Raw genomic sequence first — 13,147 nt, 5'->3', positions numbered from 1 at the left:
TTCTAGAGTTTGACGGCGGTGCCACTGCGCACGCTCTCGTCGGCTGCAAGGCAGACGGCGAGCGATTTGACCGCGTCGTCCATATGTTTGGTGAGATCGAGATCCTCGCGGATCGCCTTCAGCACGAAGGCCTGTTCGAGGTCGCAGAGATCCTGATGGCCGGGTTCGCCCTCCATCGACAGCATCTCGTCGGCCTTGAGAAACTTGCCGTCCGCGCCGGTCGCCGCACTGTGCAGGCGGATGGTCGAGGTCTTGGTGTGGGTGTCGATGTCATCGGACTTCACATCTTCCTTCATGACGATCGACACGCAGCCATTGGGCGAGATGACGTCCTTCACGAAGAACGCCGTTTCCGAAATCATCGGACCCCAGCCGGCTTCGTACCAGCCGACCGAGCCGTCGTCGAACAGCACCTGCAAATGGCCGTAATTGTACATCGACTGCGCCACCTCGTCGGACAGCCGCACGCCCATGCCACGCACCTCGATCGGCTTCGCATCGGTGATCTGCAGCATGACGTCGAGATAGTGCACGCCGCAGTCGACGATCGGCGACGTCGTCTGCATCAACTGCTTGTGCGTCTCCCAGGTGTGGCCTGAGGATTGCTGGTTGAGGTTCATGCGAAAGACGTAGGGGCCGCCTAGCTTGCGGGCTTCGGCGATCAGCCTGATCCAGGACGGGTGATGGCGCAGGATGTAGCCGATCACCAGCTTCCTGCCGTTGGCCTTGGCCGCCGCGACGACGCGCCTGGCGTCGGCCACCGTCGTTGCCAGCGGCTTCTCGACGAAGACGTGGCAACCGGCCTCGAACGCCCTCACCGCATAGTCGGCATGGCTGTCGGAATAGGTGGCGATGCAGGCGACATCGGGCTTTTCCTCGCGCAATGCCTCATCGAAGGAGCGCCTGATGCCGTAACCCGACAGCCCGTCCGGCAGCGGCACGTCGGAGCGATTGATCAGCGCCGCGATCTGGAAACCTGGATTGGTATGGTAGGCCAGCGCATGGCTGCGACCCATATTGCCGAGGCCGGCAATGACGACGCGGAGGGGTGTTTCAGAGTTCACTTGATGGCTCCGGACGTGATGCCGCGGATCAGCTGCCGCGAGAAGATGACGTAGAGGATCAGCACCGGCATGATCGCCAGCGACAGGGCTGCCAGGATGGCGTTCCAGTTGGTGACGAACTGGCCGAGGAACAGCTGGGCGCCGAGCGTCACCGTCTTGGTTTCTTCCGACGGCGCCAGGATCAGCGGGAACCACAGATCGTTCCAGATCGGGATCATGGTGAAGACGGCGACGGTCGCCATCGAGGGCCTGACCAGCGGCAGCACCAGGCGGAAGAAGATGGTGTATTCGGACAGGCCGTCGATGCGGCCGGCATTCTTCAGATCGTCGGACACCTGCTTCATGAATTCCGACAGGATGAACACGGCAAGCGGCAGGCCCTGCGCGGTGTAGACCAGGATCAGCGCCGTCAGCGTGTTGACCAGCCCGCTCGCCACCATCAATTGCAGGATGGCGACGGTGCCCAGCCGGATCGGGATCATGATGCCGAGCGCCAGATAGAGCCCCATCAGCGAATTGCCGCGGAAGCGGTATTCCGACAGTGCGAACGCGGCCATGGCGCCGAACAAAAGCACGAAGAACAGCGAGGCGACGGTGACGACGAGGCTGTTCTGGAAATAGTGGATGAAGTCGCCCTGGCCGATGACGGTCGTGTAGCCGATCAAGTCGAAGGTCTTTGGCGTCGGCGGCGTCAAAGGCGCGCCGAAGATGCCGGCGCGGGACTTGAACGAGTTCATGATGACGAGGATCACCGGAAACAGCGCGATCACCGTGTAGGTCAAAAGGATCGCGTGGGCGCCGATGGTGCGGGGCACGGAACGGGTGGCGGTGCTCATCTCTCGGCCCCTCAGAACTGGTAGCGACGCAGGCGCGTCTGGACGAGGAAGAGGTAGACGCAGACGCCGCCGAGGATGATCAGGAACATCATCGTGGCGATCGCCGCGCCCATATTGGGGTCGCCGGTCTGCAGCTGGAAGCCGAAGAAGGCGCGGTAGAGGAAGGTGCCGAGAATGTCGGTCGAATAGTTTGGCCCGGCGAGCGCGCCTTGCGCGGTGTAGATCAGGTCGAAAGCGTTAAAATTGCCGACGAAGGTGAGGATCGAGATGATGCCGATCGACGGCAGGATCAGCGGCAGCTTGATCTTCCAGAACTGTGAAAGGCCGGTAATCCCGTCGCATTCGGCGGCCTCGATCACCTCTTCGGGGATCGACAGCAGGGCGGCATAGATCAGCATCATCGGGATGCCGACGAACTGCCACACCGAGATCAGGCTGAGTGCGGTCAGTGCATATTGCTCCTTGCCGAGCCACGGCGTGAACAGGCTTTTCAGGCCGACAATATCCATCAGATGCGGCGCCACGCCCCACAACGGCGACAGGATCAGCTTCCAGGCGAAACCGACGATAACGAAGGACAGGATGGTCGGCACGAAGATCGCCGTGCGGTAGAAAGCCGCGAATCTCAGTTTCGGGCTGGACAGCAGCGCCGCCAGCATGACGCCGATCGGGTTCTGCACAATCATGTGGATGATGAAGAACCAGACATTGTTTCTCAGCGCGTTCCAGAAACCCACCGACCAGTTGGGGTCGCCGAACAGGGTGCGGAAGTTTTCCAGCCCGACGAAGACCTGGTGCTGCTCGATGTTGCGGAACAGCGACAGCTGCAGCGTGCCGGCGAGCGGCAGGATCATGATCGCCGTGTAGACGAGCACGGCCGGCGCCAGGAAGATGCCGATGTGCCAGCGGAACGGTCTTTTCGGTCTGATATCTGCGGCCATGAGTTCGGTCCCCGCCGTCTCTCGGTTCCAAAGGGTATCGATCTAGATGATGCCTCGATGCACGGCCCGAACATTCCTGCCCGATGCGGCAAGAACAAAGGCCTGCGACTGATCAGCTAGCCTTCCCCGATGAGAGGGTAAGGCCGGGAGGCGGTGCCGACAATCGCTATCTGAATAAGCGCACTCTGAACGAGGTAGTCCGGAACCGGCCAGGCCTGCGCCCGGCCGGTTCCGTTGCCTGAGCTCTTACTTCGCCGGCTTGTACCAGCTGTCGAGACCGGTCTGCAGCTTCTTGGCCGCGGCTTCCGGCGTATCGGTGCCGTTGATGACGTTGGCCGATTCAACCCAGGTCTCGTTCTCGAGGTTCGGCGTGCCGCGCGACAGGATCTGGTAGGTCGAGCGGATGGTCGACTTGCACTTGCCGCGCCAGGAGACGAATTCCTGCGCCAGCGGGTCTTCCATCTTCACCGGCGCGGAGTTCAGGCTGAAGAAGCCCGGCAGCGCGTTGGCGTAGATGGTGGCGAAATCAGGCGAGGCGACCCAGGACAGGAAGGTCTTGGCCGCATCGGCGTTCTTCGAAGCCGCATTCAGGCCCATGCCGATATCGGTATGGTCTGATATGTAGCAGGTGTCGCCGGCCTTCTCGACCGGCGGCGGGAAGGCGCCCATCTTGAACTGCGCCTGGGTGTTGAACAGGCCGATTTCCCACGAGCCGGCCGGGTAGATGGCGGCGCGGCCGAGCGTGAACAGGTTCTGGCTGTCCGGATAGGTCTGCGCCTCGAAGCCATCGCCGAGGTAAGGCTTCCACTTGGCCAGTTCCTCATACGGCGCGACCCAGTCCTTGTCGGTGAGCTTCTGCTCGCCCTTGATCAGTGCTGCGCGGCCGTCCTCGCCCTTCCAGTAGTTCGGGCCGATGTTCTGGTAGCCCATGGTCGCGGCTTCCCAGAGATCCTTGGTCCCCATCGCCATCGGGATGTAGGTGCCGTCGGCCTTGATCTTGTCGAGCGCGGCGAAGAACTCGTCGCGGGTCTCCGGCACCTTGATGCCGAGCTTGTCGAAGGCGTCCTTGTTGTAGATGAAGCCGTGGATGACCGAGGCCATCGGCACGCAGAAGCTCGCCTTGCCGTCGTCGGTCTGCCAGGCGGACTTGGCCACCGGTGAGAAGTTCTCCATGCCGGGCAGCGCCGAGAGGTCGGCGAGGTTGCCCTTCTTGAACAGTTCGAGCGACTTGTCGAACGGGCGGCAGGTGATCAGGTCGCCCGCCGAGCCGGCGGCGAGCTTGGCGCCGAGCGCTGCATCATATTCGGTCGGGGCCGACGGCGCGAACACCACCTTGATGCCTGGGTTCTTGGCTTCGAAAGCCGGGATCAGCTTGTCCTTCCAGATGGCAAGGTCGTCGCCGCGCCAGCTTTCGATGTTGAGCGTTACGTCTTCGGCATAGGCAACCCCGGCCGAGCCGAGAATGCTGGTGCCCAAAAGCAGTGCCGTCAGTAGTTTCGTTGTCATGCTCAGTCTCCCTGTTGACCTTTTTCAGGTTCGGTTTTGATGAGAACGGAGGCAGCGCGCCCTTTGCTCCCCTCGCAAGCCTGTTTCACCCCGATGAAAATCGGGATGAACCAGGCTCTATTTCTCTGTTCGAGCATGATCTTTTCCGAAAAGCGGCTTCCACTTTTCGGGATCATGCCCCAGCGCGGAAAGGGCCGGCCGCAGCTTCTGGCCGGCCTCTTCCAGTATCTTCTGCGCCGCGTCAGTGCTGTCGGCGCCGGCGGCGAGCAGAATGGCGGTCTTGACCGCGCCGCCGCTCTTCTCGAGCAGGCGGGCCGCTTCGTCCGTGCCGCGCCCGCTGACGGCGGCGACGATGCGCGCCGCGCGGTCGCGCAGCTTGATGTTGTCGGCCATGAGATTGACCATGTAGCCGTCATGCACATGGCCGAGATGGATGGCGGTCAGCGTCGACAGCATGTTGAGCGCGATCTTCTGGGCGGTGCCGGCGCCCATGCGCGTGGAGCCGGCGATCAGTTCCGGCGGCGTTTCGAGCAGGATGGCGGTTTGTGCCTGGCGCAGCAGCGCAGAGTCCCTGTTGTTGGCGATGCCGATGGTGGCAGCGCCGCGGCGAGCAGCCTCCTCGACGGCCTTGACGGCATAGGGCGTCGTGCCGCTGGCGGAAATGGCGATCAGGCAGTCGCCCTTGCCGAGGCCGGCCCCGGCGACCGCTGCCGCAGCCTCCTCGGTATCGTCCTCCGGCCCGCCGGCGAGTGTGCGGAAAGCGTCGTCGCCGCCGGCGATCAGGATAGCGATGCGGTCGCGGTGAATGCCGAAGGTGCCCGGCAGCTCCAGCGCATCGGCCAGCGCCATCAGGCCTGAGCTGCCGGCAGCGGCGTAGGCGAGCTTGCCGCCGCTCTTCAGCCTGACGGCAATGATCTCGGCGGCCCTGGCGATGGATGGGATGGCGTGGCGCACGACCTTGGCGGCTTCGATCTGCGCATCGGCCAGATAGGAAAGGACGGTGTCCGGGGCCTGGATGTCCAGCCCCTCGGCATTTTTGTGAAGCGCTTCGGTGCGCGTTTCGGCCATCCCGGTTCCTCCAATACCACAACAATACCAAAAAAATACCACTTGTCCACACGCATTAACGAATTCGCTGGTAGGAAGGCGTCGAGTCGACGAAATATGTAGATTTTTCAATAAAATACGGCTTAATCTTTTTGAAACGGAAATTAACCCTTGGCTATTGGTATTTTATTGGTATTATCCGCCCGGAGGAGAAATCACGTGAATTTCGTGCTCGGAATCGATGGCGGCGGCACCAGCTGCAGGGCCGCCCTGGCAACGGCGGACGGCACGGTGATCGGCCGCGCCAAAAGCGGCGCCGCCAACATCCGCACCGACCTGACCGGCGCCCGCTCGAACATCGTCGAGGCCGCGCGGCAGGCGTTTCTCGCCGCCGGGCAGAATCCGGAACTGATCCCGCGGACGCCGGCCATTCTCGGGCTGGCCGGCGCCAATGTCGGCACCTACCGGCAGCAGCTCGAAGCGATCCTGCCGTTCAGCATCAGCCGCGTCGAGACCGACGCCGAGATCGCGCTGGAGGGCGCTGTCGGCTCGGGTGACGGCGCCATGGCGATCCTCGGCACCGGCACCGCCTATATGGCGCGCAGACAAGGCAAATCGCGGGCCATCGGCGGCTGGGGTTTCCAGGTCGGCGACCAGGGCAGCGGCGCCCGTATCGGCCGCGACCTGCTCGAACAGACACTGCTTGCCTATGACGGCGTTCGCGCCGGTTCGCCGCTGACGCACAGCATGCTGGCCGTCTTCCGCAACAACCCGGAAGACGTCGTCGAATTCACCACCAATGCCAAGCCGGGCGATTTCGGCGGCTTCGCACCCAAGGTGTTCGAGCATGCCGAGAAGGGCGACAGCGTCGCCAACTGGATCCTCGACAGGGTGGTCGCCGATGTCGAAGCCTCGCTCGGCGCGCTCGACCTTGCTGACGACGCGCCGCTGTGCCTGCTCGGCGGGCTGGCGCCGCTCTACGCGCCGCGCCTGTCTGCCCGCTACCAGGCACTGCTGAAGCCGCCGCTCGACGACGCGCTGGGCGGCGCGGTGCAGATGGCGGTCCGCCTTTTCGCCGGACACGCGGAGGCAACTCGATGAGCGAGGCCGCCGACCAGATCTTCGCCACGCTAAAACATCAGGCGCAAAGCGGCGCGCCGCTTTATCTGCAGCTTCGCAAGAGCATCGAGGACGCGGTCAATCGCGGCCTGATCGGGCCGGGCGACGCGCTGCCTTCCGAGCGCGACATCGCCACCAAGGCCGATATTTCGCGGGTCACCGTGCGCAAGGCGGTGCAGGATCTGGTCAAGGGCGGCATCCTGGTGCAGCGCCACGGCTCCGGCACTTTCGTGGCGCCGCGTATGGAGCGTGTCGAACAGTCGCTGTCGCGGCTGACCTCGTTCACCGAAGACATGGCGCGGCGCGGCATGGCTGTGCGTTCGGCATGGCTCGACCGCGGCCTTTACGCACCTTCGCCCGACGAGATGATGGTGCTCGGCCTGTCCTCGAGCGAACTGGTGGCGCGCGTGGCGCGCCTGCGCATCGCCAACGACACGCCGCTGGCGATCGAGCGCGCCTCGCTGTCGGCCAGCGTGTTGCCCGACCCGGCCGATATAGGCTCCTCGCTCTATGCGGCGCTGGAATTGACTGGCAACCGGCCGGTGCGCGCCGTGCAGCGCATTTCCGCCGCCAATCTCGGCGACAGCGACGCGCGCCTGCTCGAAGTGCCGCCAGGCATTGCAGGCCTGCACATCGAACGCATCTCCTATCTGGCGAGCGGCAAGGTGATCGAATTCACCCGCTCCATCTACCGGGGCGACGCCTATGATTTCGTCGCCGAACTGCGGCTGACCGGGCCGAGCGAAGAGGGCCGACCATGAGCACGACAGAGCCGACCATGTCGGCAGAAATGACCCATATGCGGCGAGAGATCGAGGAGGTCCCGCAAGCGGTCGCCCGCCTGCTCGACGGCTCCGGCGCGGTGCTGACCGAGGCCGGGCGCGGCATCAGGGAACGCGACCCGCAGTTCGTCGTCACCGTGGCGCGCGGCTCGTCCGACCATGCCGCCACCTTCATGAAATACGCCGTCGAGCTGACCGCGGGCCTGGCCGTGGCGTCTGTCGGACCGTCGATCGCCTCGATTTATGGCCGCAAGCTCAGGCTCGCCGGCTCGGCCTGCCTGGCGATCTCGCAGTCGGGCAAGAGCCCCGATATCGTCGCCATGGCCGAAACCGCGCGGGCGGGGGGCGCGCTGACCGTCGCCATCACCAACACCGCTGATTCGCCGCTGGCGCGTGCTTCGGACTATGCGATCGATATCCTGGCCGGCCCCGAGCGCAGCGTGGCGGCCACCAAGACCTTCATCAATTCGGCGGTCGCCGGCCTCGCTCTGATGGCGCACGCCACCGGCGACGATGCGCTGTTGGCCGCACTTGCCCGCCTGCCGGAACATTTCAGCAAGGCGATCGCCTGCGACTGGATGAGCGTGCTCTCTGAGACGATCGAGAAGCAGAAGTCGCTGTTCATCCTCGGCCGCGGACCGTCGGCAGCGATGGCCAATGAAGCGGCGCTGAAATTCAAGGAGACCTGCGGCATGCATGCGGAAGCCTATAGCGCGGCCGAAGTCATGCACGGCCCGCTGGCGCTGATCGGCCCCGATTTTCCGGTGCTGGCGCTGGCTGCGCGCGACGCCTCCGAACCGTCCATTGCCGAGGCCGCCGACAGCCTGGCGGCCAAGGGCGCGCCGGTGTTCGTCACCTCCGCGCTTGCCAAACGCGCCGTGCGCCTGCCGCATGTTGCCACCGGCCATCCGCTGACCGATCCGCTGACGCTGATCGTCTCCTTCTACATGTTCGTCGAGGCCTTTGCCCGCCATCGCGGTCTCGATCCGGACACGCCGCGCAATCTTCGCAAGGTGACGGAGACAGTATGAGCGATCGCTTTGCCCTGACTGGCGCCCGGATTTTCGACGGCGACGACTGGCATGAAGGCCACGCACTTGTCGTGCGCGACGGTCTCGTCGAGGCCATTCTGCCCACTGGTGCCATCCCCTCGGATATCCGCGTCGTCGACACCGGTGGCGGCCTTCTGGCGCCGGGGTTCGTCGACCTGCAGGTCAACGGCGGCGGCGGCGTCATGCTCAACGACCACCCCGATGTCGCTTCAATCGAGACCATCTGCCGCGCCCACGCGCCCTTCGGCACGACGGCGCTGCTGCCGACGCTGATCACCGACACGCCTGCAATCACGGCCGCCGCTGTCGCCGCCGGCGAGGCAGCGGCGCGCCAGAAGGTGCCTGGGTTTCTCGGACTGCATCTCGAAGGCCCGCATCTGTCGGTCGCCCGCAAGGGCGCGCATGATCCGGTGCTGATCCGGCCGATGACGGATGCCGATCAGGCGATGCTGATCGCCGCGCGGCAAAAACTACCGGTGCTGCTCACCACCATTGCCCCTGAATCCGTCGAGCCGGCGCGCGTCGCGGTGCTCGCCAAAGCGGGCATCATCGTCAGCCTTGGCCACTCCGATACCGGCTATGCCGCCGCCAGCGCCTTTGCCGAGGCCGGCGCCTCGATGATCACCCATCTGTTCAACGCGATGAGCCAGATCGGCAACCGAGAGCCTGGCCTGGCGGGCGCGGCCATCGACATCGGCACCTTGTCGGCCGGTCTCATCGCCGACGGCATCCATGTCGACCCGGCCACCATCAAGATCGCGCTGCGCGCCAAGCAGGGGCCGGCCAGGATCGTGCTGGTCACCGACGCCATGGCGACAATCGGCACCGAGATGACGTCGTTCACGCTCAACGGCCGCACCATCTATCGAAGGGACGGCAGCCTGAGGCTCGCCGACGGAACGCTGGCGGGCGCCGATCTCGACATGATCTCGGCCGTTCGTTTCATCCACCGCGTCGTCGGGGTCGAGCTTTCCGAAGCTTTGCGCATGGCCTCACTCTATCCGGCGCAAGCAATCGGTCAGTCGCACCGGCTTGGCCGATTCGCCAACGGCACGGCTGCGGATATTGTCGCTCTGTCGGACGATCTCGACACGAAGGGCGTCTGGATCGGCGGCGAAAAGGTTTTTGCGGCCGGCTCCGACACTGTGCGTTGATATCAGGTCAAGTCGGCTGACGTCATGAAACCTTTTGATTTTGAGGTCGTTGTCGGAGCGTATGTCCGAGGCGAAACCCAAATTGAAACAGGCCGACGGCATCAAACCGCGCGGTGCCTTGAAGCCGCCACAGAAAGCGCCGCGTGACCAAAGGCCACGCCACGAGGAGCTGCGCGAAAAAAAGCTGTCGAGTGCCGAAGCTGCCCCGGAGGTCGACGGCCAGCCGGGGCCACCACCGGATGCTGTCGAGCCCGATCCGCAACTGACGCCCGAAGGGGCCGAGCAGGAGCGCAAGAAATATCTGCTGCGGCGTTTCTGGATCAGCGCGCGCGGTTACTGGAGCCGGCGCGGCGACCGGCTTGCCTGGCCATTGACGATCGGGGTGCTGCTGCTGATCTGCATCAATATCGGCTTCCAGTATGGCATCAATGTCTGGAACCGTTCGATGTTCGATGCCCTCGAGCAGCGCAACGCCCGCAGCGTCTATTTCCTCAGCGCCGTCTTCGTGCCGCTGGTAATCTGCAGCGGCAGCCTTGTCGTCGCGCAGGTCTACCTGCGCATGACGATCCAGCGCCGCTGGCGTTCCTGGCTGACCACCGCGGTCATCGCGCGCTGGCTGGCAGGCGGCCGCTACTACCAACTGAATCTCGTCGGCGGCGACCACCAGAACCCCGAGGCCCGCATGACCGAGGATCTGCGCATCGCCACCGAGTCGCCGGTCGATTTCATCGCCGGCGTCCTCAACGCGTTCCTGTCTGCCTCGACCTTCATCGTCGTGCTGTGGACCATCGGCGGCGCGCTCACTTTGCCGATCGGCGGCGAGAGCATCACCATCCCCGGCTTCCTGGTCATCACCGCGATGGTCTATGCCGCCATCACCTCGACCGCGATGGTGGTCATCGGCCGCAATTTCGTCCAGCTCTCCGAGCGGAAGAACCAGGCGGAGGCCGAACTGCGCTACACGCTGACGCGCGTGCGCGAAAACGGCGAGAGCATCGCCTTGCTGGGCGGCGAGGAAGAGGAGCGCAGCGGCATCGACAGGAATTTCGGCCATGTGCTGAGGCAATGGGCGCTGCTGACGGGCCAGCACATGCGCACGGCGGCGGTGTCGCAGGGATCGAGCCTGTTTGCGCCGGTCGTGCCGATCCTGCTGTGCGCGCCAAAATTCCTCGAAGGCTCAATGACGCTTGGCGAGGTGATGCAGGCAGCGTCCGCCTTTGGCATCGTGCAAGGCGCGTTCGGGTGGCTGGTCGACAACTACCCGCGTCTTGCCGACTGGAACGCCTCCGCGCGGCGCGTAGCTTCGCTGATGATGTCGCTCGACGGGCTCGAGCGTGCGGAGCAGAGCGATGCGCTTGGACGCATCCAGCACGGCGAAACCGACGACGGTGCCATGCTCAGCCTCGACGATCTCTCCGTGACGCTCGACGACGGCACCGCCGTGGTCAAGGAGACCGAGGTTGCGATCGAACCCGGTGAGCGGGTGCTGGTGGCCGGCGAATCCGGCTCGGGCAAGTCGACGCTGGTGCGGGCCGTCGCGGGCCTGTGGCCGTGGGGCGGCGGCAGCGTCAATTTCCACGCCGACAGGCGACTGTTCATGCTGCCGCAACGCCCCTACATCCCTTCGGGCACGCTTCGCCGCGCGGTCGCCTATCCCGCGGCGGCGGACAAGTGGACGATCAAACAGATCAAGGCCGCCCTCGACAAGGTCGGCCTCGCCTACCTTGCCGAAAGGATCAAGGAAGAAGCGCCATGGGACCAGACGCTGTCGGGCGGCGAAAAGCAGCGTCTCGCCTTCGCGCGCCTGCTGCTGCACCGCCCCGATATCGTCGTGCTGGATGAAGCAACCTCGGCGCTCGACGAGAAGAGCCAGGACACCATGATGGCGACGGTGATCCGCGAATTGCCTGATGTCACCATCATCAGCGTGGCGCACCGGGCCGAGCTGGAAGCCTTCCACAGCCGCAAGATCACCCTGGAACGGCGCGAGGGCGGCGCCAAGCTTGTCAGCGACATCAACCTCGCCCCACGCAAGCGCAACCTGCTGAAGCGTGCCTTGTGGGGTTCCGGCAGCCGGGCCGAAAGGCCGCGCAAGGAGTAAGGCGCCCCTGCCCCAGGCACCGCGCAACTATGGTGCGTATATGTCCTTGTAGGTATCGCGCAGCACGTTTTTCTGTACTTTGCCCATGGTGTTTCGCGGCAGTTCATCGACGAAGATCACCCGCTTCGGGTGCTTGTATTTCGCCACCCGCCCGGCGATGGCGCCGAGAATTTCGGCACCGGTGATCCGCGATGACGGCGTACGCACGACGACAGCGGTGACACCTTCGCCGAAATCCGGATGGACAACGCCGATGACGGCGCTTTCGCTAACCCCGTCGAGCGCGTCGATCTCGCTTTCGAGTTCCTTCGGATAGATGTTGTAGCCACCCGATATGATCAGGTCCTTGCCGCGGCCGACAATGTGGACGTAGCCGTCGGCGTCGATCATACCGAGATCGCCGGTGATGAAAAAACCGTCGGCTCGGAATTCCGCCTTGGTCTTCTCCGGCATGCGCCAATAGCCGCCGAAGACGTTTGGGCCCTTCACCTCGATCATGCCGACCTCGCCCTGCGCAAGCGCTGCGCCGCTGTCTGGATCGGCGATGCGAAGCGTGACGCCGGGCAAAGGGAAACCGACGGTACCGGCGCGCCGCTCGCCCTCATAGGGGTTCGAGGTGTTCATGTTGGTCTCGGTCATGCCGTAGCGTTCGAGGATCGCGTGGCCGGTGCGCTCGCGCCAGGAGTTGTGCGTCTCGGCCAGCAGCGGCGCCGACCCGGAAATGAACACACGGATGTTTTTTGCCGCCTCATGGTCCAGCCCATCCTGCTGCAGCAGGCGCACGTAGAAGGTCGGCACGCCCATCAGGGCCGTGGCACGCGGCAGCAGCGAGACGATGCGGGCCGGATCGAACTTCTGCTCGAACAGCATCGAGGCGCCGGCCATCAGGACGACATTGGTGGCGACGAACAGGCCGTGCGTGTGGAAGATCGGCAATGCGTGGATCAGCACGTCGTCTCCAGTGAAACGCCAGTGCTCGACCAGCACGCGCGCGTTCGAAGCAAGATTCTCGTGGCTGAGCATGGCGCCTTTCGAACGGCCGGTGGTTCCCGACGTGTAGAGGATCGCCGCGAGGTCATCCGGCCCACGCGCCACGTCATGAAAATCCGTCGGCAGCCGCGAGGCCTGGTCGGTCAGCGATCCCCGGCCGTCCCGACCGAGCGTGACGGTGACGGCGCCTGTCTTTTCTGCCAGCGCGCCGATGTCGGCCGCTCTTGCCGGATCGCAGACGACCAGGCGTGGTTCTGCGTCGCCGAAGAAATACTCCAGCTCGGCCAATGTGTAGGCGGTGTTGAGCGGCAGGAAGACGGCGCCGGCTCGCAGGCAGGCGAGATAGAGCATGACCGCTTCCGGGCTCTTCTCGACCTGCACGGCAACGCGGTCACCGGGTTCGACATCGAGTTGCAGGAGCGCATGCGCAAGCTGCGCCGAGCGGGCCAGCATATCGCCATAGGTGAGCGAGCGGCCATCATCGGTTTCCATCAGCAAGCGCGCTGGCGCCGGCATCCGGGACCGGAACGCATCGAACAGATGATTGCTCATGAA

The 13,147-nt window shown here is 64.5% G+C and carries 11 protein-coding genes; 5 read left to right on the top strand and 6 right to left on the bottom strand.

Annotated features, from left to right (window positions below; translation table 11 throughout):
• Window positions 1-2: 2 nt before the first annotated feature.
• From AC0L24_RS14535 to AC0L24_RS14515, 5 genes are all read right to left on the bottom strand, one after another.
• Window positions 3-1,064: a Gfo/Idh/MocA family protein gene (locus tag AC0L24_RS14535; RefSeq protein WP_473563882.1), complete on the bottom strand. Its 1,062-nt coding sequence runs from the start codon at window positions 1,062-1,064 to the stop codon at window positions 3-5.
• Window positions 1,061-1,900: a carbohydrate ABC transporter permease gene (locus AC0L24_RS14530; RefSeq protein WP_473563881.1), complete on the bottom strand. Its 840-nt coding sequence runs from the start codon at window positions 1,898-1,900 to the stop codon at window positions 1,061-1,063. The genes AC0L24_RS14535 and AC0L24_RS14530 overlap by 4 nt, the downstream gene beginning before the upstream one ends.
• Before the next feature lie 11 nt (window positions 1,901-1,911).
• Window positions 1,912-2,841 carry a carbohydrate ABC transporter permease gene (locus AC0L24_RS14525; RefSeq protein ID WP_128307069.1) on the bottom strand — a complete coding sequence of 310 codons (930 nt, stop codon included), beginning with the start codon at window positions 2,839-2,841 and terminating at the stop codon, window positions 1,912-1,914.
• 246 nt (window positions 2,842-3,087) lie between these two features.
• Window positions 3,088-4,347, bottom strand: a complete 1,260-nt coding sequence (locus AC0L24_RS14520) for an ABC transporter substrate-binding protein (protein ID WP_127321312.1) — start codon at window positions 4,345-4,347, stop codon at window positions 3,088-3,090.
• Between the two features lie 117 nt (window positions 4,348-4,464).
• Window positions 4,465-5,415, bottom strand: coding sequence for an N-acetylmuramic acid 6-phosphate etherase (locus tag AC0L24_RS14515; RefSeq protein ID WP_127382317.1), 951 nt, complete (start codon window positions 5,413-5,415; stop codon window positions 4,465-4,467).
• 198 nt (window positions 5,416-5,613) lie between these two features.
• Here AC0L24_RS14515 and AC0L24_RS14510 point away from each other — a divergent pair, with 198 nt between their 5' ends.
• The 5 genes from AC0L24_RS14510 to AC0L24_RS14490 all read left to right on the top strand — a co-directional run bounded on the left by AC0L24_RS14510 (window position 5,614) and on the right by AC0L24_RS14490 (window position 11,602).
• Window positions 5,614-6,495, top strand: a complete 882-nt coding sequence (locus AC0L24_RS14510; protein WP_127808424.1) for a glucosamine kinase nucleotide-binding domain-containing protein — start codon at window positions 5,614-5,616, stop codon at window positions 6,493-6,495.
• A complete protein-coding gene (locus tag AC0L24_RS14505) occupies window positions 6,492-7,274 on the top strand; it encodes a GntR family transcriptional regulator (protein ID WP_027040192.1) in 783 nt (260 codons plus the stop codon). Before AC0L24_RS14510 ends, AC0L24_RS14505 begins: the two co-directional genes overlap by 4 nt.
• A 17-nt stretch (window positions 7,275-7,291) precedes the next feature.
• On the top strand, window positions 7,292-8,326 hold the full coding sequence (locus AC0L24_RS14500) for an SIS domain-containing protein (RefSeq protein WP_164873926.1): 1,035 nt from the start codon (window positions 7,292-7,294) through the stop codon (window positions 8,324-8,326).
• Window positions 8,323-9,501, top strand: a complete 1,179-nt coding sequence (nagA, locus tag AC0L24_RS14495; protein WP_127396759.1) for an N-acetylglucosamine-6-phosphate deacetylase — start codon at window positions 8,323-8,325, stop codon at window positions 9,499-9,501. Before AC0L24_RS14500 ends, nagA begins: the two co-directional genes overlap by 4 nt.
• 61 nt (window positions 9,502-9,562) lie before the next feature.
• Entirely contained in the window at window positions 9,563-11,602 is a 2,040-nt protein-coding gene (locus AC0L24_RS14490) for an ABC transporter ATP-binding protein/permease (RefSeq protein ID WP_473563880.1), read from the top strand.
• 27 nt (window positions 11,603-11,629) lie between these two features.
• Here AC0L24_RS14490 and AC0L24_RS14485 read toward each other — a convergent pair whose 3' ends face one another.
• On the bottom strand, window positions 11,630-13,144 hold the full coding sequence (locus tag AC0L24_RS14485) for a malonate--CoA ligase (protein WP_292680594.1): 1,515 nt from the start codon (window positions 13,142-13,144) through the stop codon (window positions 11,630-11,632).
• Window positions 13,145-13,147 lie beyond the last annotated feature (3 nt).

This window comes from Mesorhizobium sp. WSM4809, assembly GCF_055811655.1.
The sequence above is the reverse complement of the archived record's forward strand: the minus strand, read 5'-3'. Positions and strand labels throughout refer to the sequence as shown.

Bases quoted from the DNA above. Each gene is read 5' to 3' on its own strand.
- AC0L24_RS14530 (WP_473563881.1), bottom strand. From the start codon at position 1,900: ATGAGCACCGCCACCCGTTCCGTGCCCCGCACCATCGGCGCCCACGCG.
- AC0L24_RS14525 (WP_128307069.1), bottom strand. From the start codon at position 2,841: ATGGCCGCAGATATCAGACCGAAAAGACCGTTCCGCTGGCACATCGGC.
- AC0L24_RS14520 (WP_127321312.1), bottom strand. From the start codon at position 4,347: ATGACAACGAAACTACTGACGGCACTGCTTTTGGGCACCAGCATTCTC.
- AC0L24_RS14515 (WP_127382317.1), bottom strand. From the start codon at position 5,415: ATGGCCGAAACGCGCACCGAAGCGCTTCACAAAAATGCCGAGGGGCTG.
- AC0L24_RS14505 (WP_027040192.1), top strand. From the start codon at position 6,492: ATGAGCGAGGCCGCCGACCAGATCTTCGCCACGCTAAAACATCAGGCG.
- AC0L24_RS14500 (WP_164873926.1), top strand. From the start codon at position 7,292: ATGTCGGCAGAAATGACCCATATGCGGCGAGAGATCGAGGAGGTCCCG.
- nagA (WP_127396759.1), top strand. From the start codon at position 8,323: ATGAGCGATCGCTTTGCCCTGACTGGCGCCCGGATTTTCGACGGCGAC.
- AC0L24_RS14490 (WP_473563880.1), top strand. From the start codon at position 9,563: ATGTCCGAGGCGAAACCCAAATTGAAACAGGCCGACGGCATCAAACCG.
- AC0L24_RS14485 (WP_292680594.1), bottom strand. From the start codon at position 13,144: ATGAGCAATCATCTGTTCGATGCGTTCCGGTCCCGGATGCCGGCGCCA.